This window comes from Shewanella sp. ENK2 (assembly GCF_043568515.1).
GTDB lineage: Bacteria > Pseudomonadota > Gammaproteobacteria > Enterobacterales > Shewanellaceae > Shewanella > Shewanella japonica.
Map to the genome: position 1 here is coordinate 3429675 of NZ_CP171406.1, position 20237 is coordinate 3449911.

Genomic DNA, 20237 nt, shown 5'->3' on the forward strand with positions numbered 1-20237 from the left:
CCTTAACGGGATCCTGATGTTGGATCTGCTGCTGAAAGTGCGACTAAGTGAGATAAAATCCGCTCTGTTGCTGCGGCTAATCCGACTTTAGCTGGATGATGTATGTTATACCAGAGTGTCTGGTTTTGTTCCATTGTCGTGTTTTCAAATGGGCGATTATTTTGTTCTGTTTCAATCTTTACTAAAACGGGTTGAATATCTAAATGAAAATGACTAAATGTGTGTCTAAACCCAGCAAGCCACTCAGGTTCGCAATGGTCAATGTTTTTATCGCTAAATTCTTTAGAAACATAATCTTGCAAAGCTTGTTGTGACTCAAACTGAGGGAAACACCATAACCCTCCCCAAATACCCGCAGGTGGCCTTTTAAAAAGTATTACTTCGCCTTGATGCTGTTGCACCAACATAAATGCTGACTTGGTCGGTATCGTCTTTTTAGGTTTTTTCCCTGGGAACTCGGTTTGTCTGCCAGATAGCTGCGCTTGGCAATCAATAGCGACAGGGCAGCGTTCACATTGAGGTTTACTGCGAGTACAAACCGCAGAACCTATATCCATCATTGCCTGATTAAATTTTCGTATCTCTTTTTTGGGTGTCAGTTTATCGGTAAGCGTCCAAAGCTGTTGTTCAACAGACTTTTTACCAGGCCATCCTTCTATGGCTCCATGTCTTGCTAGAACGCGCTTTACGTTACCGTCTAAAATGGAATGATGTTGCCCAAGGGAAAGTGACAAAATTGCTCCAGCGGTAGAGCGACCAATACCGGGAAGTGCGATGACATCGTCTATGTTTTCGGGAAACTTCCCTTGGAACTGTTCACAGACTGTTTTAGCCGCTTTGTGAAGGTTTCTTGCTCGTGCGTAATAGCCAAGGCCTGTCCAATGGTGAAGCACATCATCTTCACTTGCTGCAGCCAAGTCAGCGATAGTTGGAAAACTAGACATGAACTTTTCGTAATACGGGATCACGGTAGCAACTTGAGTTTGCTGCAACATGATCTCTGAAATCCATACTCTATATGGGGTTTTATTCAATTGCCATGGCAAGGATTTTCGGCCATTGATATCGTACCAAGCGATGATACGCTCGGAAAAAGAGTTAACATTTTTCATCGAGGCAGTGTATATGGCAAGGTTAGCTTAAACAAGTCAGCATGTAATTTGCTGCAACAAAATACTCGTTAAAATGGAGGATTGAAGCATTAAAGTGATTTTTAGTGGTTCAATATATGTAAATTGCCAAAATAACGATAAGAATCTTGCTATCAAAGTGGCTTAAGTAGTTTAGTCATACTCATTTTACGATATACTTACTGACTATTTTATGATTTGAAGTGACACATTGGGCCACTTTATATAGCACCCAATTGATGAGGCAATAATGAGCGACGTTACTACCGCTGAATATAACGAAGATGGTAAATATCTTCGTAAGATTAGAAGTTTTGTATTAAGAGAAGGGCGCCTGACTAAAGGTCAAGCACAAGCCATTGAGTCATATTGGCCAACGATGGGCTTAGATTATACCCCTGAACCTATCAATCTTACTGAGATTTTTAATCGTGACGCGGATACAGTGTTAGAAATTGGTTTTGGCATGGGGGCATCACTTGTTGAGATGGCCAACGCTGCGCCAGAACTAAACTATATTGGTATCGAAGTGCATAAACCGGGTGTTGGTGCTTGTTTAGTCGATGCTGGTAAAGCTGGGGTAACTAACTTACGTGTTTATCATCATGATGCGATGGAAGTATTAGAAAATAGTATTGCTGATGGTTCGTTAGCGAGAGTCCAACTATTTTTCCCTGATCCATGGCACAAAAAACGTCACCATAAGCGCCGTATCGTACAAGCTGAGTTCGCTCAACTAATCCGTCGTAAGCTTAAAATTGGTGGTGTCTTCCACATGGCGACAGATTGGGAAAATTACAGTGAACATATGCTAGAAGTGATGTCTGCTGCTGATGGTTATAAAAACCAGTCAGCAACAAATACTGTCGTTGAGCGTCCTGAACATCGCCCATTAACTAAATTTGAAGCTCGAGGCCATCGCTTAGGTCATGGTGTTTGGGACTTGATGTTTGAGCGAGTAAGCTAAGCTTATTCCTCAACTTGTTATAACAATATCTTTATTTAATACTAACTAGGATAAAAACATGGCTAAGAATCGTACTCGCCGTTTACGTAAAAAGTTACGCGTTGATGAGTTCCAAGAACTTGGTTTTGATGTCAACTGGACGTTCGAAGAATCAATTTCTGAAGAGGATATTGATAAAGCTGTTGACGAGTTTATCGATCAAGTTATCGAGCCTCGTAAATTAGGCTTCCATGGCGGCGGTCATAAAATGTGGGAAGGTATTATTGCAACGCAGCAAATCGGTAAATGTACTGAAGAAGACGTTGCTGCTGTGAAAGCATTTTGGGAATCGAAAAAAGTGCCTCAACTTGAAGTTAGTGCACTTTATGATATCTGGTGGGGCTAATATAGCCGATGCCTGAGCAAATATTGCTAGAACAAGTGGTCGACAAAGTTCGGCCACTTATTGGTTCTGGGAAGGTCGCAAACTACATACCAGCATTGGGTAATGTCGATCCGAATAAAATTGCCATAGCAGTCACCACAGCTGATGGTCAAACTTTGGGCGCTGGCGACTATCTAGAGCCATTTTCAATTCAAAGTATCTCCAAAGTATTTAGTTTAACTCTGGCGTTGAGTTTGTATTCTGAAGATGAAATTTGGTGTCGAGTAGGTAAAGAACCTTCGGGGCAGTCCTTTAATTCGCTTGTACAAGTTGAATTAGAACGCGGGATCCCGCGAAATCCCTTTATTAATGCAGGTGCTTTAGTGATTGCCGATTTAATTCAAGCAAGACAAAGCGCCCCTAAGCATCGTATGTTGGAAGAAGTACGAAAGCTTAGTGGTAACTCACATATTTGTTTTGACAAGAATGTGGCTAACTCTGAGTTCAAATTCAGCGCTAGAAATGCCTCTATTGCTTACTTAATGAAATCTTTTGGAAATTTCGAAGGTAATGTTGATACGGTATTAAAAAGTTACTTTCATTACTGTTCATTAAAAATGAACTGCGCGGATTTATCAAAAGCGATGTTCTATTTAGCTAATCGAGGGAAAACCTTACAAGGTCATCAGTTGATTACACCTGTACAAACTCGTCAGCTGAATGCTTTGCTTGCAACATCAGGTTTATATGATGGTGCAGGGGAGTTTGCCTATCGAGTTGGTATGCCGGGTAAAAGTGGCGTAGGCGGTGGCATCATTGCTGTAATTCCTGGAGACATGTCCATTTGTGTTTGGTCACCTGAACTTGATCAAAATGGCAACTCACTGGCTGGCACACACATGTTAGAACACCTTTCGCAATCTCTAGGCCGCTCGATATTTTAAAAGCGGCTTAATGCTTTTACTTCAATACGTCGTATTTCAAGTCTTTCCTCTTCAATACTTTCAGTCTCAATACTTTCAGTTTCAAAACTTTAGGTTTCAAAACCTTACGGTTCAAAATCTTACGGTTCAAAACCTTCAGCCAAGAAGGCTGAATTATAACCTGCTCTAATTAGGCTATCTATATTCTGCTATCGGTGCATAAAAGCGCTGATGAACTTATATTATTAATGTGTGAAATAAACCACTTTATGGTTAATTTCACGCAAACTGAGTAAACTTTTTTAGCAATTCCGCTTAATTTGTTGCTAGAACATTTTCTTAATTATTTGAAATATAATGATTTATATATTTTGGCACGCTGTGTGCTTTATATGGATTAAGTAAAGCGTTCTTTAACTGGCGCTAAGTCACTTAATAGAGTTTGGGTTCACTTATTATTAAAAATGCAGTCTAGTCGTGAAAGATTGTATTTGTTTAACAGCAAGGAAATGGCTAATGAAAACGTTAAATTATACCAACACAGGGTTACTTAAAGGCATTGCATTATCAGGATTAATTTTTACAGCTGGCGCCTTCAACCCTGCAATGGCTAAACTGTCAATTGAAGATCAGCAATGCAATGTAACCTTAAATTATGATGTGACGGTAGAACCGCAAAAACTACTCGTTAGTGAAAAAGGCCAAGAGTTATATCGTGTCGAAATGGGCGAATTATTTGTTGAAGGTAATAAAATTAAACTTAACGCTCAGCAACAAAACTTAGTGTCAGATTATTCTGAAGGCTTATCTAAGCAAGTTCCAGAAATTATCGATCTCGTTAATGAAGTCGTCGTACTTGCCACCGATGCTGTGAGTTTAGCGCTTACGCCAATTTTTGGTGATGCGACAGGGGCTAAGCTTGATGAAATGTTAGCAGGCATTCAAAGCCGTTTGGATGAAGCTGCTTATCAGCAAGGCGATAAATTCTATCTAGGAGCGACTGAATCATCAATTGAGCAAGCATTTAATGAAGACTTCGAGAAAGAAATGGAAGCGATGATAGAAAATTCTATGGGCAGCTTTATGATGGCCCTTGGTGCTGAAATGATGTCTTCAGAAGGCGGTAGTTTCGAAGAGAAAATGGACTCGTTCGGAAAGAAAATGGAAAAAATGGGCGAGGATATTGAGTTACAAGTTGCTGAGCAATCAGAGGCTATCGAAGCGAAAGCTGAAAAGATTTGCGAAGACTTTGAAGAACTTATGATTATAGAAGGTGAGATGCGCCAGTCTATCCCTCAGTTGTCTGATTACCAATTAGCAACATTAGATCACGAGTTATATGAGTAATTTACCTTGAGTGACTCTTTAAGCTTGAGTGAAGCTTAAGGTAATAACAATTACCTATTCTTTAGCGGTAATTATTCATTATCTTGATTGTTCAATTTATAGCATTGTTAAAATGTACCTGACCTTCCCCTGCAACCTTTTGCAGGGGCTTTTTCGTTATTAATCCGCTTAATCCCCTTATTCAACGACATTTCTAAGAAACTAATTATTTGTTCTGATAAAAAAATTGTATATTATAAATATAGAGCCATTTATAGTTTTTTTGGTATACTCCTAAAATTATAAAACTGAATTGCTAACCTATTAACTTATTGTTTTAGTTTTGGTTGGTTATTCAAGATAACGGATTATCTGTATTTAATTTCTTTTTTGGTGTTCTGTGTATTATTTTTACACTGCATTCCTGACTGATTTTTGCTCAGTTTTGTTTCGGGCAAGTTACAGTTATTTGCATACCAAAAACTATTTTTAATGTCGTAAACAGCGTAAGGCGACTCCAATGTTAGAACTGTTAGAACCTATTGCTATTTTTACTCATGTTGCCCGTGCTGGTAGTTTCAGCGCTGCAGCGAGAAGACTGAGTATATCTAAATCCAAAGTAAGTACTCAGGTTGCTGATCTTGAACATAAACTTGGGGTTCAACTTATTCAACGTACTACACGTAGTTTGAGTCTTACTGAGGCCGGGAACTTACTTTATATCCAAGGTGAAGAGCTGCTAAGAGATGCAGAGCAAGCCGTGGCGAGTGTGCACAATCTTAATGATGCTACTCGTGGTGTATTGAAAGTAGGTATTTCGCAGTCGTTCGGTACTATGCATATTATCCCTGCATTACCTGAGTTTATGGCTAAACACCCTGAGTTAGAGCTACAGGTTAGCTTATTGGATCATAAGGTTGACGTGGTCAGCGAAGGGTTAGATTTACTATTAACTATGTCTGAGCAATTACCTTTGGGCATGGTGGCACGTCCTTTAATGAAGTGTCAGTTCCTTTTAGCTGCATCACCTGAGTATATTGCTCAACATGGCACAATTTCTCGCCCAGAACAGTTAGTTGATCATAACTGTCTTGTATATCAAGGTGAGTGGCATGAACACAGTATGTGGCAGTTCAAGAAAGGTGAAGATTACTGTGAGATCGGTGTTTCTGGTAACTTCCGTGTTGATAATGCACCTGCACTTAAATCCGCCGCTGTCAGCGGCTTAGGCATTGCGTATCTTGCAAGTTACCTCATGGAAGATGAAATTGAGCAAGGGACTTTAGTTCCTTTACTACCTGATTGGCAGTTAACCAATAACTTACCACTTCAAGCGGTTTACCCTCGTCGTAAACATCTTGCACCAAAAGTCAGCGCATTCATTGACTTTATTAAGGGGCACATTGGTAGCACGCCATACTGGGATGCTAAATTTGATCACTTATACAAATTACGTAAATAAATACGCATATAAGGGTTAAATTACGTAAGAATATATGGAAACATTGTTCGAAATTTAAAATAAAGCTGCTCATTATTGTGCGGCTTTTTTATTTTTCATTAAAAAACAGGTGGTTAATTGTTTGTGTTTGAAAAATGTACAGTGTGTTTTTTGTTTTGTAGCTAAAACAATTTAAACGGTACGACTTGAACTATGTTCTTAAATCAATACAATAGATTTCAGTTGATTCGGAATGGTTTGAGTCACGCATCTTGTTGAGAAATGACCCCTTTTCATCAAAATGTGCAAACCAGCAACTTCGCAAGTTTTGAATCACTGCTGGCAACGGTTTTAAAATTAGAACAATGCCGGCTTTGAAACCATCATCCTAGTTTATATTGGTTTACCCCAGACTTTGTGCTGGGGTTATTTTTATCTAAAATAACCTAGCTACAGTGTTAGGGTGTTGATTTCAAATAGTCTTACTTTGTTACATTAGCTGCTAATGTGAGATTGAGTGACTAGATTCTTCCTATATTCCTAACCCAGAATATAAAGCTATCTTTTTATTCAGCCAACGGCTTGAATGTGAATTAGATAATATAAAAAAGCCACTGATATCAGTGGCTTTTTTGTCTTGAAAGAAAGCAGTCAGCGAGTTGTTACTTACTGGCATTTACCCAGTCAGTTACTTTCGCTTCTAATACATCTAGCGGTACAGGGCCATTTTCTAGGATCAGTGTGTGGAATTGGCGAATATCAAACTTATCACCCAATTGCTTTTTAGCATCTTCACGTAGCTCTAGAATTTTTATCATACCAACTTTGTATGCCGTTGCTTGTCCTGGCATTACAATATGGCGTTCTACCATTTTGATAGCGTCAGATTCCGCATTAGGTGTATTGTCCACATAGTATTGAATACCTTGTTCACGCGTCCACTTTTTAGAGTGAATACCCGTATCAACGACTAAACGACAAGCTCGCCATAATTCCATTGCTAAGCGACCAAAGTCAGAGTAAGGATCGGCATACAAGCCCATTTCTTTAGGGAAGTACTCAGTATATAAGCCCCAACCTTCGATATATGCAGTATAGCCACCGTATTTTCTGAACTTCGGAATGCCTTCTAGTTCTTGAGCAATAGCGATTTGCATATGGTGACCAGGAATACCTTCATGGTAAGCCAATGCTTCCATTTGATAAGTTGGCATGGCCTTCATATCGTATAAGTTTGCGTAGTAGGTACCAGGGCGAGAGCCATCAGGTGCAGGTGCATCATAAAACGCTTTACCTGCTGACTTCTCACGGAAGGCTTCGACTTGTTTTACGATTAGTTTAGCTTTTGGTTTGATGTTAAAGACTTCATCAAGGCGTGACTCCATGTTGTCGATAAGTTCTTTAGCTTCAGTCATGTAGCGAGTTTTACCTTCTGCAGTATCAGGGTAGTAAAACTGATCATCATCACGCATGAAGGCCATAAACTCTTGCAAGTCACCGTCAAATTTCACCTTTTTCATAATTGCACGCATTTCGTCATGAATACGAGCGACTTCCGCTAAGCCTAACTTGTGGATAGTTTCTGAGGTCATGTCAGTGGTAGTCACACGACTTAAACGCATATTAAAAAAGTCATCACCTTCAGGTAGCTTCCAGACACCATCACGTGTATCAGCTTTTTTCTCAAGCTCATTAAGATAGGCGATAAGGTTGGTATATGCAGGTTGAACACTGGTCAGTAATGCTTGTTTAGCATCTGCAAGTAGCTCATCTTTTTTTGCTTGTGGTGCATCTAATGCAGCAACCTTTTTATTGATATCAGCCCATAGCGTGCTTTTTTCCTCAGTATCGCTAAAAGGAGCACCAGTAATGATATTTTGGCTGTCAGATATGACATAAGGGAATACAAACTTAGGTGCGATAATCCCTTTATCAGCACGAAGTTTTAAACCTTCGACGAGTTGCTCACTGGCAAGCTTAACGCCGTTTAAACGACTGATGTAGGCTTCTGCATCGCTTACACTGGCAACTTGATGTTGATTGATTAAGAAGGTCGCTATGAAGGTATGGCTACCGTACATTTGATTGACTGGGTAAGTATGGTGGCGCCATTTATCATCAGCGATATCTTGCTCTAAACCTTGCTTCATTAGCTTGTAGCTTAGTGCAGTTTGTTCATCGAGTTTGCTAACATCTATGCTATCTAGCTGTGCTAAGTGCTTTTTGGCACGAGCTAAGTCTTCGTCTTGCGCCTTTTCACTAAAATCACCCCATTTGTCGTAATCTTTTTTAATACGCATATAGGTTTGAGAGATAGGGCTAGACATGACATTTTCCATGAAAATGTTTTCAAATAGCTCATTGGCTTTTTCTGATTCAGTGGTCGCTTTTTTAGTCGATTCAGTTGGGCTCATTACCGTTTGTCCGTGAGTTCCATGAGCGATAACTGAAGTAGATAAAAGGCTTGATAGGGCAACGGCTATAAGTGTCGTTTTTGTTTTTAGTCGCATAAAATGTCCGTTAACTTAGTGAAATAGAGTCAATATTAGTAATATTGATAGTTATCCTAATAGAGCAGGATAAAAAAAGGTAAAGTGAAATGTTAGCAATTGTGTATTAATTGTTGCTGAATGAGGTCGAGGGAGATTTAGCGTGCTTTCGTCATGATCTATAAAAGTAATAATGGAATAAAAAAGCCACTAATTGTAGTTGTAGTGGCTTTAATATGTGCAGCTTTGAGAACAGCTGTATTGTTACAGGAATAGGTAAGTGAAGTTAGTCGATAAATTGCGACAAAAGATCATTCACGAACATATGCCCTTTGGTGGTTAATTGCCAATGCGTACTAGAGTCAGTTAATAAACCACGTTCGATAGACTTTTTCATTCCATCATTAAGCACTGTATGAGATAACCCCGTTCGCTGTTCAAACTCTGCTTTTGGAATAGGGGTCATTAAACGGAGCCTATTCATTAAGTATTCCAGAGCCCTATCTTCATGCTCGACAACGCTAGTCTCAAAGGTAAAGTTATCAGTAGCTAAATACCCTTTAGGGTGTTTAATCTTTACGGTGCGGATAATCGTATCTTGTTGGACTTGGGTGATTTTACCGTGTGCGCCACAACCGATACCCAGATAATCCCCGAATTGCCAATAGTTAAGATTATGTCTGCACTGAAAACCTGGTTTGGCGTAAGCTGAAATCTCATATTGCTCGTAACCTAACTGTGCTAATTTCTTTTGCCCTTGCTCATAGATATGCCAAAGGTTTTCGTCATCAGGTAGTTGTGGTGGCTTCGAGTGAAATAGCGTATTGGGCTCAATAGTTAATTGATACCAAGAAAGATGAGGCGGCATTAAGTTGGCCGCCGTATCAATGTCTGCCATAGCTTCATCAAAACTTTGATTGGGTAAGCCGTGCATAAGATCTAAATTAAAGCTTTGATAACCTGCATTTGACGCCGTATTTGCAGCAGTAACGGCTTCATTTTCATCATGAATACGGCCAAGTAAATTGAGTTTATCTTTTGAAAAGCTTTGAACACCTATGGATAAACGATTCACTCCAGCTGCTTGATAGGCGGCAAAGTCATCATGTTCTAAGGTGCCAGGATTCGCTTCCATTGTGATTTCAATATCGTCTTCAAACCCTATTTGAGATTTAGCGGCCTCAAGAATACGTTTGATTTGCGAAGCCTCAAATAATGATGGCGTGCCACCGCCAATAAAAATGCTATGAAGCTTACGGCCTTGTACGTAATGTAAGTCTAAAGATAAATCGGCTAATAGCGCATCGACATATTGCTGCTGCGGTAACTCACCATGTTGCCCATGGGAATTAAAATCACAATAAGGACATTTTTGTACACACCAAGGGATGTGAATATAAAGACTTAACGGAGGAAGCGTCAGCATACTAATTAAATAATTCCTTTCGCTTTTAATGCATCTACTAGCAAATCCAAGGCTAAACCACGATGGCTTAATTGATTTTTTTGCTCGCTAGTCAGTTCTGCTGCTGAACAGTCAAAACCATGTGGAATAAATACAGGATCGTAGCCATGACCTTGTTCGCCTTGTGGCGCAATACTAATTTGTCCTTCCCATGCAGCTTGACAAACGATAGGGGTTGGATCTTTTGCATGACGCATATAAACCAGTACACATTGAAAACGTGCATTGCGGTTTGATTGACCCTCAAGAGCATTGAGTAATTTTAAGTATCTGTCTTTTTCTGTAGCGTTTTCACCGCCATATCTTGCTGAGTATATTCCAGGTGCACCTTGCAATGTATCCACCTCAAGACCAGAGTCATCAGCAATGGCTGGCTTGCCAGTCACTTCGGCGGCATGCCTTGCTTTGATAATGGCGTTTTCGATGAAAGTTGTTCCTGTTTCTGCCACTTCTGGTACGTTAAATTGGTTCTGCGGTAAAACTTGAATGTTGAATTTAGCCAACATTTGATCGAACTCTTTAAGCTTACCTTTGTTGCCACTGGCTAAGACAATCTGTTGCATGAAAAGACCTTGATAAGAAAAATTTTGCTAATGATACCTAAGGGCACAAATGATAGATAGTTTGAATCAAGAGAGTAACGCTTTGGGAAGATTATTTATCCATTGACCAAATGAATTAAAGCTAATACTGAAGGGTATTGGCTTTAATTCATATCAGACTGTTATTGGGGCTCCGCCTAACTATTCAACATAGAATTTTTGTTTGAACTTGACTGAAGTATTGAGTTTATTGCCATATTTTATGGCTATGTTGAAATTAATTTCTTGATCGTCGCGGTAAGGAACTTGCGCAATGTAATAAATGGCTTTGCCTTCTTTTATTTCTTTAAAATCAAGCGTGATTCTTGCATCAAGTAAGTTGTTAGCTATCCCTGATATCTCAACTGCAACAGGTGGGTTGCCTTCTTGGCTGGTATCTAACACTGCAATATTAACAATGCCATTGTAATTGCTTCGTTCAATACCATAGGTTTTGGCAATACTAGGCGTGATAAAGGTGCTGCTTAACGCCATGTAGTGAATATCAAAATTTCCGACTTGCTGTTTTTGCTCAGCAAAAGCATGACTTATTACGGTAAGGCTGAGTAACAAGCTCAATAAAATTGTTCGCAACATAACTAACGTCCTCAATTAACTTATGTGTTTACTGACTGAACAGCTTGCAAGCACATAAGCTTAACAATAATCTTTATTTTATAAGTATAGAGAATTTTCCCTTCGCCGACCTTATTTTAATCGTTTCGAAATGTAAGATGCTGATTATATTGTGCATGTTGTAGATACAAAATGATAAGTACAAAAGCTGAAATGAGCTTAACTCAAAAGGGTGGATATTACCTCTGGTAGCTGTTTTGGTCGGATTATTTTGACTTGTTTGTGGCGCCCTTGAAGTCCTTTTAGCAGCATTACATCCGATTTACTGACTTTAAAGGATTTAGCGAGATACTTGATTAAATGTTGATTGGCTTTACCGTCAACAGGTGGCGCCGTAATTGCGATTTTTAACTCATGGCCATGCAAGCCAACGATATTATCTCTGCTAGCTTTTGGTTGAACATAAAGGTTCAGCAGCAAATCATCTTGCTGCTGAGTAATGGCCTTATTAATGCTATAGCCCTTTAATTATTAACTGATAAGTAGTTACAAATATTGCTTAAGTATTGCTGACTATATTAAGCAAAGGTGCCAAGTACTTATAAGCATGAGTGCCTTTACACTATGTTCCAATATGGAATGTATTGCGCAAATAAGATATTGATAAAGTTCATTGCAATCAGAACAATCATGACTGATAAATCAAGACCACCCATTGGAGGCAATATTTTACGTACCGGGCGTAAAAATGGCTCTGTAAGTTGATCCATAACCATCACAATAGGGTTATGCCCTTGATTGAACCAGCTTAACAATGCACGAATAATCAATACCCAGAAAAGCAGCATTCCAGCTTCTTTTATTACCGATACTGCTGACAAGATGATGAGTGAAACGGCATCGATTTTAAAATCGACCAATAGACCTAGTGTGACAAATTTGAGCACAACCACTAAAAATGCCAGTGCAATTGAAGCAGTATCAATACTACCAATTGAAGGTAAAACGCGGCGCATTGGAGCAATAATAGGTTGTGTTGCTTTAACTACAAACTGGCTAAAAGGATTGTAGAAGTCGGCTCTGGCGAGTTGTAACCAAAAGCGTAAAATGACCACCATTAAATAGAGGTCAAAGATGGTGGTGACCAGAAATTGCATTGCATTCATTTTGTTGAGCCCTGTTGTTACAATTTTTAAATAGCTGATATAACTCGTTTAGCAGTAAATCACGTTAATAAGTCATCAATTAATAAAGCCTATTATCGGATTTCTTACTGAATATTGCCTTAATACGTTACCAAACGTAATGGAATATCATCAGTTTGGCTGAAACAGCATTAATTTAAAACGTTTTTGCCATTTCTTCTGCGCGTTTTTTGCAGTTTGTCATAGCTTGGTCAACTAAACCCCGTAAGTTTCCTTGCTCAAAAGTGTCAACTGCTTGAGCGGTTGTCCCACCTTTTGAGGTGACATTAGTGCGTAACTCTTCAAGTGATAGCTGTGGGTTTTGAACCACCATTTGGGCAGCCCCTAAAGCAGCTTGCTGGGCAAGCTCGCGCGCAGTGGCTTCATCTAGGCCCGTTTTAACGCCGTGCTGAATCATAGATTCAATAAATAAGAAGAAGTAAGCGGGTGAACTACCAGCAAGTGCGATGACCTGATTTAACTCATCTTCTTGTTTTACCCAAACTGTTTTACCACCGCTTTGCATTAAGGTTTCACATATTTGTTTGTCAGCAGCTGAAATCGATTCATCTGCAAAGAGTCCTGTCATGCCAGCACCAATTTGAGTTGGGGTATTTGGCATGGTGCGGACGAGTTTAATGGGTTGTTTAAAGTAATCTTGGTAGCGAGATGCTGGAATACCTGCCGCGATAGTAATCATTAACTTACTTGATAAATCTAGGTGGCTCATTTGCTCACAAACCATTTGCATTAATTGCGGTTTCACACTGAGCACAATCACATCTGCTGCTTGAGCTGCAACAATATTGTCATGAGACACTTGGATGCCAAAGTCAGCTTTTAACGCATCGAGCTTTCCCACACTTGGGTTAGTTGCATGCACAAGCTCTGCAGGATATCCATTTGAAATCAGTCCGCTAATAATTGAACGAGGCATATTTCCTGCGCCAATAAAACAGATTTTTGCTTGAGTCATAAATTAAGATCGCTTTTATTGTAGGGTGAGTCGTGGTTAATGTGTTTACAGATAATGCTTTATTGGTATTCATACGACATTTCTAAATACGGTTAAATAATATATTTGGGTGCTAGTGACTTTTTACAAGTCACTAGAGGTTAAAAAATATTCATAACTTATACGCATTTAATCGTACTAAAGGAGCCTAGGATGAAACGGCAACCTTATTTATTTTCTAGAGCCAAAAATGGCGGTTCCAATTCTTACCATGGTAGAACCATGAGCAATTGCTACGGCTAAGTCATTGCTCATTCCCATCGACAGTGTATCGACCGTTGGATAATCATTTTGCAGTTGATGGTAAAGCGCTTGAAGCTTGGTAAATTCTGCTTTTTGCACATTAATGTCATCAGTAGCCGTTGGAATTGCCATCAAGCCACGCAAAGTTAGGTTTGGAAGTTGACTGATGGCATTTGCTAATGAGTTTATTTCACTGGCTTGCAGCCCAGACTTAGTGTCTTCATTACTGATATTGACTTGAATACATATTTGCAAAGGTGCTTTAGTTGCTGGCCGCTGTTCATTTAATCGTTTAGCGATTTTTTCTCGACTCACAGTGTGCATCCAGTCAAAGTGTTCAGCAACAATCCGTGATTTATTTGATTGAAGCGGGCCAATAAAATGCCACTCTATATCAGCGTAGTCTTGCTCAAGTGCAATGACTTTTTCTTCACCTTCTTGGACGTAGTTTTCACCAAAACAACGTTGGCCAGCTTCATACGCGGCAATAATATCTGAAATAGGTTTTGTCTTACTTACTGCAAGCAAAGTGACTTCTTCACTGTTACGTGAACAATTTTGCGCCGCTTGAGCAATTTGGCTCTGGGCGATTGATATTCGGTCTGCTATTGTTGTCATATTGTTTTTATTTGTTTAAATGGATGTCATTGACCATGGAAATAACTGAGTTACTTGCCTTTAGTGTAAAACACAATGCCTCGGATCTACACCTTTCAGCAGGTGTTTCGCCGATGATTCGAGTTGATGGTGAAGTCAGAAAGATTAATCTACCTGCCTTAGACCACCAAGCAGTTCATGGTCTGGTGTATGACATCATGAATGATAAGCAACGTAAGGACTATGAAGAACATCTAGAAATCGATTTCTCATTTGAAGTGCCTAACTTAGCTCGTTTTCGTGTGAATGCTTATAACCAATCTCGTGGTGCTGGTGCGGTATTTCGTACCATTCCAAGTGATATTTTATCATTAGAGCAGTTAGGCGCACCTGAAATCTTTAAGAAGATTTCGAGTTTTCCTCGTGGGCTTGTATTGGTTACAGGGCCCACTGGTTCGGGTAAATCAACCACATTGGCTGCGATGGTCGATTATATTAATAATGAACGTCATGATCACATATTAACCATTGAAGACCCAATAGAATTCGTTCACCAAAACAAACAATGTTTGGTCAACCAACGTGAAGTACACAAGCATACCCATAGTTTTGAAGCGGCGCTTCGAAGTGCACTTCGTGAAGATCCTGATGTCATTCTGGTTGGTGAGATGCGTGACCTTGAAACCATTCGCTTAGCAATGACAGCAGCAGAAACCGGTCATTTAGTATTTGGTACCTTGCATACAACTTCTGCGGCTAAAACCGTTGACCGTATTGTGGATGTATTCCCAGCGGGTGAGAAAGACATGGTACGTACTATGTTATCTGAATCATTACAGGCGGTAATTTCGCAAACCTTGATTAAGAAAGTCGGTGGTGGCCGAGTCGCTGCCCATGAAATTATGATGGGCACACCTGCAATTAGAAACCTAATTCGTGAAGATAAAGTCGCGCAAATGTACTCGGCTATTCAAACCGGTATGGCGCACGGAATGCAAACACTTGAGCAATGCTTACAAAACTTAGTTAACCGTGGCTTAATTAGCCGTGATGATGCGATGTCTAAAAGCTCAAATAAACAAGCTAACTTTTAAGGGATAAAGCAGATGGATGTTCGTCCTTTTTTAAAGGTCATGGTAGACCGTAAAGCATCAGATTTATTTGTTACCGCGGGATTTCCGCCGAGTGCAAAAATTGATGGTGAATTAAGACCGTTATCAGAAAGCAGTTTTACGCCTGAGCAGTCGTTAGATTTTGTAGAGTCTTTAATGACAGACGTGCAAAAACAAGAGTTTCATGAATCTCGTGAATGTAACTTTGCTTTTGCGGCTAAAGAATTAGGCCGTTTTCGTGTTAGTGCTTTTTGGCAACGTGAATCACCTGGTTGTGTGATGCGCCGTATTGAAACAAAAATCCCAGAAGTTGAAGATTTAAAGCTACCGCCTATTTTAAAAGATTTGGTCATGAGTAAACGTGGTCTGATTATTATGGTCGGTGGTACCGGTACTGGTAAATCAACCTCGTTGGCTTCGCTTGTTGGTTATCGTAATTCACATGCTCGAGGTCATATTTTAACGATTGAAGACCCAGTGGAATTTGTGCATGACCATCGCAAAAGCATTATTACTCAGCGAGAAGTCGGTATAGACACTGACTCTTTTGATGCCGCGCTTAAAAGCTCACTTCGTCAGGCGCCAGATGTTATTTTGATTGGTGAAATTCGAACTCAAGAAACCATGGAGTTTGCGCTGTCATTTGCTGAAACGGGTCACTTATGCATGGCAACACTCCATGCTAACAATGCTAACCAAGCGTTAGACCGTATTATGCATTTAGTCCCTGAAAACAAGCATAACCAACTCTTGTTCGATTTGTCGTTAAACTTACGTGGCATTGTCGCTCAACAGCTTGTGCCTAAATCAGATGGCTCTGGGCGTCGCGCTGCTATTGAAGTGTTAATCAACACTCCTCGTGTGGCGAGTTTGATTGCAAAAAATGAGCTGCATTTACTCAAAGAAACCATGAGTAAGTCACGAGAGCAGGGCATGCAGACTTTTGACCAAGCGTTATTGGATTTATACTTGGAAAAAGAAATCAGCTATGCAGATGCGCTGCATCATGCTGATTCTCCAAACGATTTACGCCTAATGATAAAACTGCAAAATAATGAGAGTAGCAGTTCTGGCATTATGGATGGTGTCACGTTAGACATGGATTAGTTGAATGCTGAATGCCTGTCAGTGATTCATAATATGAAACCAAGGTAAGCTATCGTTTACTTTGGTTTTTTTGTTTTTAATTTAGCTAAAATGTTTTCAACAAATGTTGAACCTTCAGCAGATTTATACCGTATTGGTATAACAAGATCCATGCTAACTTTCTTACCATCAAGGTATTGTAAAAAATTAAAGAATTTCAAAAGGGAATATTATGAAAAACAAATTATTAATAACAAGCCTGCTAGCCTCTACTACATTACTAAGCGGCGTTACTTTTGCTAATTCTTGCCCAGACTATTTAAATGTAGAAGCGCGCAAGTTGCACTCTGAAGAGACGGTTGATTTATGTGAATTAACTCAAGGAAAGCCGGTGCTTATTGTTAACACGGCCAGTAATTGTGGTTTTACCCCTCAATTTGAAGCATTAGAGGCGGTTCACAAACAATATCAGGATGATCTCGTTGTGATTGGCTTTCCATCAGATGACTTTTTTCAAGAAGAAGATGATGAAGCAAAAACTGCAGATGTGTGCTTTTTAAACTATGGCGTGACTTTTACTATGGTATCGACATCGGCAGTTAGAGGTAATGATGTTAATTCTGTGTTTGCCTATTTAGGTGACAAAACCGCAGCACCTAAATGGAATTTTTACAAATACTTAGTTAGTGCAGATGGCGAAAGTGTGCAGCAATTCAACTCTAGAGTAAAACCGGATAGCGAAGAGATGAAAAAAGCGATAGAGTCTGTTTTATAAATTTTCATTGCTATTGAAACTATTTGTTTACAGTTTGATTACGCTGCTTTTGATTACGCAGCTAAGGAATCAATAACTGTGTTAGTTAATAGCCTCTAAAATTCACCATATTGTTGTTTGAACCTCAGCAACAAAGTGGTGAATCACTTTTTTCGGAGATAGTTTTGTATAAATTTTCTGGTTTAAGTAAAGAAGACGGTCACAAGTCTCGCGGTAAGACTGGCGTATTATTAATGAACTTGGGGACGCCAGATGAACCAACCCCTTCAGCAGTTAGACGCTACCTTGCTGAGTTTTTATCAGATCCACGTGTTGTCGAAATTCCGAAATTAGTATGGATGATCATCTTACACGGGATTATCTTACGTGTTCGTCCTGCTAAGTCAGCGGCGCTTTACAAAGAAGTTTGGACAGACGAAGGCTCTCCTTTAATGGATATCAGTTTGCGTCAACAGCAAAAGTTAGCCAAAGTTTTTGAAGATAACGATGTTGATGCCTCAGTTCATTTAGCGATGCGATATGGTAACCCCTCAACGCCATCAGTACTGCAAAAAATGCACAAGGATGGAATTGATAGAGTGATTGTATTGCCGCTATATCCTCAATATGCAGCACCAACAACCGCATCAGCATTTGATGCAATTGCAAAAGAGTTATGTAAATGGCGCTACATTCCTGCACTGCATTTCATTAATACATACCATGATGATCCGACTTTTATTGATGCATTAGCTGAATCAATTCAAGCTGATTTCGATGCTAACGGAAAGCCTGAAAAATTAGTATTGTCATATCATGGAATGCCAGAGCGTAATTTACATTTAGGCGATCCATATTATTGCTTTTGTGTAAAAACAACGCGATTAGTGGTAGAAAAGCTAGGCTTAGACGAGAAAGAATACGTCATGACTTTCCAGTCTCGTTTTGGTAAAGCGAAATGGCTACAGCCTTATACTGATGCAACAATGGAAGCATTACCTAAAGAAGGTGTTAATGATATAGCCGTAGTGTGCCCAGCGTTTAGTGCCGATTGCTTAGAAACCTTAGAAGAAATTAAAGGCGAAAATCGTGAAGTCTTCGAAGAGGCGGGAGGTAAGAAGTTCCGCTATATCGAATGTTTGAATGACAATGATGCCCATATTAATATGATGGCGAACTTGGTTAAGCCATACCTTTAATTGGCAGTTATAAGTAAATTAACGGAGCCGTTTGGCTCCTTTATTTTTTCTGTTGATATTGCACTTTACTGTTTTGACTGTCTTTTAAAGCAGAAAGCATTAATCTGAGTCTTGATTTTCAATATAGTGGTTATCAACTATATTTAGTTTTCAAATTATTAGTTCTCAAGATAGTGGTTTTCAAAATAGCTTTCGATGATTAACACGGCCGATACCGCATCAACTTGGCCTTTTGTTAGCTTTTTATAACCACCAAGTTCGAACAAACGAGCTTTGGCATCGGTAGTGGTTAAGCGCTCATCTTGGGTGACGACTTTAATACCAAAACGGCCACTGACTCTGTTAGCAAATTTTCGTGCCCGTTGAGTCATTTCCTGCTCAGTTCCGTCCATGTTTAACGGTAACCCGACAACAATAAAGTCAGGTTTCCATTCTTTGATTACTGCTTCTATTTCATCCCAATTTGGAATACCGTCGTTAGCTTTTATGGCTGACACGGGAGCGGCGCTTGCTGTAACTTCTTGTCCGACAGCAACACCGATACTTTTGGTACCAAAGTCAAAACCTAAAACGGTTTTTGATTGCATAGAAATCAATGCCTTATATTAGTCTTAAAATAATGTTCAACATTTAGCTAAACAATTGTGGCTAGTATTATGAATGACCGACTTGAGAAGAGATTTGCCAAATATCAAATCCGAGCTTTTTAGTTGCCTCTGCCCATAATGCTTCATGATCTTGGCAAAATAGTAACTCTGATGTGGCGGGTATCGTCAACCAGGAGTTTTCAGCAAGTTCTTGTTCAAGCTGATCTTTACTCCAACCTGAGTAACCTAATGCCACAACAAATTGTGATGGTGATTCATTAGTGCCGAGGGCATTCAGTACGTCACGTGAGGTGGTAAGCATACAAAAGTCGCTTATTGCCTCACTATTAACCCATTGTTCTTGTGGTGTATGTAATACGAAACCTCTGTCTGTATCGACAGGGCCACCTAACAACACCGGCCCTTCTAAATCCAAACTCAGTTCGGACTCTTTGGTTAGCCCTATTTGGTCCAGTAACTCATCAATTACGATATTAGTAGGGCGGTTAATCATCACGCCCATTGCACCTTTATCGTTATGTTCACAAATATAGATAACAGAACGTTCAAAGAAGGTATCTTCTAATGACGGCATAGCAATTAAAAGGTGACCTTGTAAGCTATCCATAAGTTTTCCTTTCACAAATTAAAATAGAATGCGGCAAACGTTTTAAAAAATAAAAGCTATACCTTAAAATTTGTAAATTAAGGTTATTGAGGTCTTTAACCTCCAGCAAGCTTCACGGTGTAATTTTGTTTCTCTAGCAGTAACTTGATTTTTTCTCTATCGTCAGTTTGTACTTCGATATCGAATCCTTTTACTGTTCCGCCACAGCCACATTGTTTTTTAGCTTCTGAGCTAGCGCTTTAAGCGCTTTAGCATCAAGCCCTAAGCCTTTAATTACACTTACGCCTTTTCCTTTACGTCCTTTGCTGTCTTTATGTATGCGGACAATCCCATCACCTTGAGGAATTACTTCTTCTTGTTTTGGCTGGTCTATTTTGCCGCCATCAGTGCTATAAACTAATGATATGTTTGGATCGATTCTCATAATAAACAGAAGTCATTGGGTGTTAGTACCAGTTTAGCAAACTAAATCAGGACGCTAAAGCTCCTTAGTTTGTCGCTTTAGGATAAATTGACTTGATACTCGTTTAATTGTTTATCAATAAAACGATGGAAAGCCAAAGCATTGCA

Annotated in this window: 20 protein-coding genes and 1 pseudogene; 9 read left to right on the forward strand and 12 right to left on the reverse strand. The window is 39.5% G+C overall.

Translation table 11 applies throughout. The annotated features are described in order from the left end of the window. Nucleotides 1-2: 2 nt before the first annotated feature. Entirely contained in the window at nt 3-1112 is a 1110-nt protein-coding gene (mutY, locus tag ACGEDC_RS15060) for an A/G-specific adenine glycosylase (RefSeq protein ID WP_055026355.1), read from the reverse strand. 268 nt (nt 1113-1380) lie between these two features. Between mutY and trmB the strand changes: the two genes are divergently transcribed. From trmB to ACGEDC_RS15085, 5 genes are all read left to right on the forward strand, one after another. Continuing rightward, on the forward strand, nt 1381-2097 hold the full coding sequence (trmB, locus tag ACGEDC_RS15065) for a tRNA (guanosine(46)-N7)-methyltransferase TrmB (protein WP_055026354.1): 717 nt from the start codon (nt 1381-1383) through the stop codon (nt 2095-2097). A 58-nt stretch (nt 2098-2155) separates the two neighbouring features. Continuing rightward, the gene (locus ACGEDC_RS15070; RefSeq protein ID WP_055026353.1) at nt 2156-2482 is read left to right on the forward strand and encodes a 50S ribosome-binding protein YggL; all 327 of its coding nucleotides are present in this window, start codon (nt 2156-2158) and stop codon (nt 2480-2482) included. A gap of 8 nt (nt 2483-2490) precedes the next feature. Further along, a complete protein-coding gene (gene glsB, locus ACGEDC_RS15075) occupies nt 2491-3405 on the forward strand; it encodes a glutaminase B (protein ID WP_394494158.1) in 915 nt (304 codons plus the stop codon). Between the two features lie 495 nt (nt 3406-3900). Further along, nucleotides 3901-4731 (forward strand): YggN family protein, encoded by an 831-nt coding sequence (locus tag ACGEDC_RS15080; RefSeq protein ID WP_394494160.1) that lies wholly within the window; start codon nt 3901-3903, stop codon nt 4729-4731. A 499-nt stretch (nt 4732-5230) separates the two neighbouring features. Next, a complete protein-coding gene (locus ACGEDC_RS15085; RefSeq protein ID WP_055026350.1) occupies nt 5231-6172 on the forward strand; it encodes a LysR family transcriptional regulator in 942 nt (313 codons plus the stop codon). Between the two features lie 641 nt (nt 6173-6813). Here the strand turns inward: ACGEDC_RS15085 and ACGEDC_RS15090 are convergent. The 8 genes from ACGEDC_RS15090 to ACGEDC_RS15125 all read right to left on the reverse strand — a co-directional run bounded on the left by ACGEDC_RS15090 (nt 6814) and on the right by ACGEDC_RS15125 (nt 14322). Then, nucleotides 6814-8661, reverse strand: coding sequence for a DUF885 domain-containing protein (locus tag ACGEDC_RS15090; protein WP_394494162.1), 1848 nt, complete (start codon nt 8659-8661; stop codon nt 6814-6816). A gap of 265 nt (nt 8662-8926) precedes the next feature. Beyond that, a complete protein-coding gene (gene hemW, locus ACGEDC_RS15095; RefSeq protein WP_394494164.1) occupies nt 8927-10066 on the reverse strand; it encodes a radical SAM family heme chaperone HemW in 1140 nt (379 codons plus the stop codon). A gap of 5 nt (nt 10067-10071) precedes the next feature. After that, nucleotides 10072-10668: an RdgB/HAM1 family non-canonical purine NTP pyrophosphatase gene (gene rdgB / locus ACGEDC_RS15100; protein WP_394494166.1), complete on the reverse strand. Its 597-nt coding sequence runs from the start codon at nt 10666-10668 to the stop codon at nt 10072-10074. 180 nt (nt 10669-10848) lie between these two features. Continuing rightward, nucleotides 10849-11283, reverse strand: a complete 435-nt coding sequence (locus ACGEDC_RS15105; protein ID WP_055026346.1) for a DUF4426 domain-containing protein — start codon at nt 11281-11283, stop codon at nt 10849-10851. A 198-nt stretch (nt 11284-11481) separates the two neighbouring features. Beyond that, nucleotides 11482-11775: a DUF167 family protein YggU gene (gene yggU / locus ACGEDC_RS15110; RefSeq protein ID WP_394498366.1), complete on the reverse strand. Its 294-nt coding sequence runs from the start codon at nt 11773-11775 to the stop codon at nt 11482-11484. 104 nt (nt 11776-11879) lie between these two features. After that, on the reverse strand, nt 11880-12428 hold the full coding sequence (locus ACGEDC_RS15115; protein ID WP_065109082.1) for a YggT family protein: 549 nt from the start codon (nt 12426-12428) through the stop codon (nt 11880-11882). A gap of 175 nt (nt 12429-12603) precedes the next feature. Continuing rightward, the gene (gene proC, locus ACGEDC_RS15120; RefSeq protein ID WP_394494169.1) at nt 12604-13422 is read right to left on the reverse strand and encodes a pyrroline-5-carboxylate reductase; all 819 of its coding nucleotides are present in this window, start codon (nt 13420-13422) and stop codon (nt 12604-12606) included. Between the two features lie 210 nt (nt 13423-13632). Then, the gene (locus ACGEDC_RS15125) at nt 13633-14322 is read right to left on the reverse strand and encodes a YggS family pyridoxal phosphate-dependent enzyme (protein WP_394494171.1); all 690 of its coding nucleotides are present in this window, start codon (nt 14320-14322) and stop codon (nt 13633-13635) included. Nucleotides 14323-14357: 35 nt separating this feature from the next. Here ACGEDC_RS15125 and ACGEDC_RS15130 point away from each other — a divergent pair, with 35 nt between their 5' ends. The 4 genes from ACGEDC_RS15130 to hemH all read left to right on the forward strand — a co-directional run bounded on the left by ACGEDC_RS15130 (nt 14358) and on the right by hemH (nt 18452). Continuing rightward, on the forward strand, nt 14358-15395 hold the full coding sequence (locus ACGEDC_RS15130; RefSeq protein WP_055026341.1) for a type IV pilus twitching motility protein PilT: 1038 nt from the start codon (nt 14358-14360) through the stop codon (nt 15393-15395). Between the two features lie 12 nt (nt 15396-15407). After that, nucleotides 15408-16520: a PilT/PilU family type 4a pilus ATPase gene (locus ACGEDC_RS15135; protein WP_055026340.1), complete on the forward strand. Its 1113-nt coding sequence runs from the start codon at nt 15408-15410 to the stop codon at nt 16518-16520. A gap of 211 nt (nt 16521-16731) precedes the next feature. Continuing rightward, nucleotides 16732-17274, forward strand: a complete 543-nt coding sequence (locus ACGEDC_RS15140) for a glutathione peroxidase (protein ID WP_055026339.1) — start codon at nt 16732-16734, stop codon at nt 17272-17274. 164 nt (nt 17275-17438) lie between these two features. Beyond that, nucleotides 17439-18452 carry a ferrochelatase gene (hemH, locus tag ACGEDC_RS15145; RefSeq protein ID WP_119968803.1) on the forward strand — a complete coding sequence of 338 codons (1014 nt, stop codon included), beginning with the start codon at nt 17439-17441 and terminating at the stop codon, nt 18450-18452. Between the two features lie 158 nt (nt 18453-18610). On the opposite strand, the gene ruvX is transcribed toward hemH, so the two are convergent. From ruvX to yciH, 3 genes and pseudogenes are all read right to left on the reverse strand, one after another. Further along, the gene (gene ruvX, locus ACGEDC_RS15150; protein WP_192022365.1) at nt 18611-19039 is read right to left on the reverse strand and encodes a Holliday junction resolvase RuvX; all 429 of its coding nucleotides are present in this window, start codon (nt 19037-19039) and stop codon (nt 18611-18613) included. A gap of 67 nt (nt 19040-19106) precedes the next feature. Continuing rightward, complete coding sequence (locus tag ACGEDC_RS15155) at nt 19107-19667, reverse strand: YqgE/AlgH family protein (protein WP_394494175.1); 561 nt, start codon at nt 19665-19667, stop codon at nt 19107-19109. A 95-nt stretch (nt 19668-19762) separates the two neighbouring features. After that, nucleotides 19763-20091 (reverse strand): annotated as a pseudogene (gene yciH, locus ACGEDC_RS15160) (stress response translation initiation inhibitor YciH). Nucleotides 20092-20237: the final 146 nt, after the last annotated feature.

Coding starts and splice junctions, on each gene's coding strand:
- mutY (WP_055026355.1), bottom strand. CDS start 1,112: ATGAAAAATGTTAACTCTTTTTCCGAGCGTATCATCGCTTGGTACGAT.
- trmB (WP_055026354.1), top strand. CDS start 1,381: ATGAGCGACGTTACTACCGCTGAATATAACGAAGATGGTAAATATCTT.
- ACGEDC_RS15070 (WP_055026353.1), top strand. CDS start 2,156: ATGGCTAAGAATCGTACTCGCCGTTTACGTAAAAAGTTACGCGTTGAT.
- glsB (WP_394494158.1), top strand. CDS start 2,491: ATGCCTGAGCAAATATTGCTAGAACAAGTGGTCGACAAAGTTCGGCCA.
- ACGEDC_RS15080 (WP_394494160.1), top strand. CDS start 3,901: ATGAAAACGTTAAATTATACCAACACAGGGTTACTTAAAGGCATTGCA.
- ACGEDC_RS15085 (WP_055026350.1), top strand. CDS start 5,231: ATGTTAGAACTGTTAGAACCTATTGCTATTTTTACTCATGTTGCCCGT.
- ACGEDC_RS15090 (WP_394494162.1), bottom strand. CDS start 8,661: ATGCGACTAAAAACAAAAACGACACTTATAGCCGTTGCCCTATCAAGC.
- hemW (WP_394494164.1), bottom strand. CDS start 10,066: ATGCTGACGCTTCCTCCGTTAAGTCTTTATATTCACATCCCTTGGTGT.
- rdgB (WP_394494166.1), bottom strand. CDS start 10,668: ATGCAACAGATTGTCTTAGCCAGTGGCAACAAAGGTAAGCTTAAAGAG.
- ACGEDC_RS15105 (WP_055026346.1), bottom strand. CDS start 11,283: ATGTTGCGAACAATTTTATTGAGCTTGTTACTCAGCCTTACCGTAATA.
- ACGEDC_RS15115 (WP_065109082.1), bottom strand. CDS start 12,428: ATGAATGCAATGCAATTTCTGGTCACCACCATCTTTGACCTCTATTTA.
- proC (WP_394494169.1), bottom strand. CDS start 13,422: ATGACTCAAGCAAAAATCTGTTTTATTGGCGCAGGAAATATGCCTCGT.
- ACGEDC_RS15125 (WP_394494171.1), bottom strand. CDS start 14,322: ATGACAACAATAGCAGACCGAATATCAATCGCCCAGAGCCAAATTGCT.
- ACGEDC_RS15130 (WP_055026341.1), top strand. CDS start 14,358: ATGGAAATAACTGAGTTACTTGCCTTTAGTGTAAAACACAATGCCTCG.
- ACGEDC_RS15135 (WP_055026340.1), top strand. CDS start 15,408: ATGGATGTTCGTCCTTTTTTAAAGGTCATGGTAGACCGTAAAGCATCA.
- ACGEDC_RS15140 (WP_055026339.1), top strand. CDS start 16,732: ATGAAAAACAAATTATTAATAACAAGCCTGCTAGCCTCTACTACATTA.
- ruvX (WP_192022365.1), bottom strand. CDS start 19,039: ATGCAATCAAAAACCGTTTTAGGTTTTGACTTTGGTACCAAAAGTATC.
- ACGEDC_RS15155 (WP_394494175.1), bottom strand. CDS start 19,667: ATGGATAGCTTACAAGGTCACCTTTTAATTGCTATGCCGTCATTAGAA.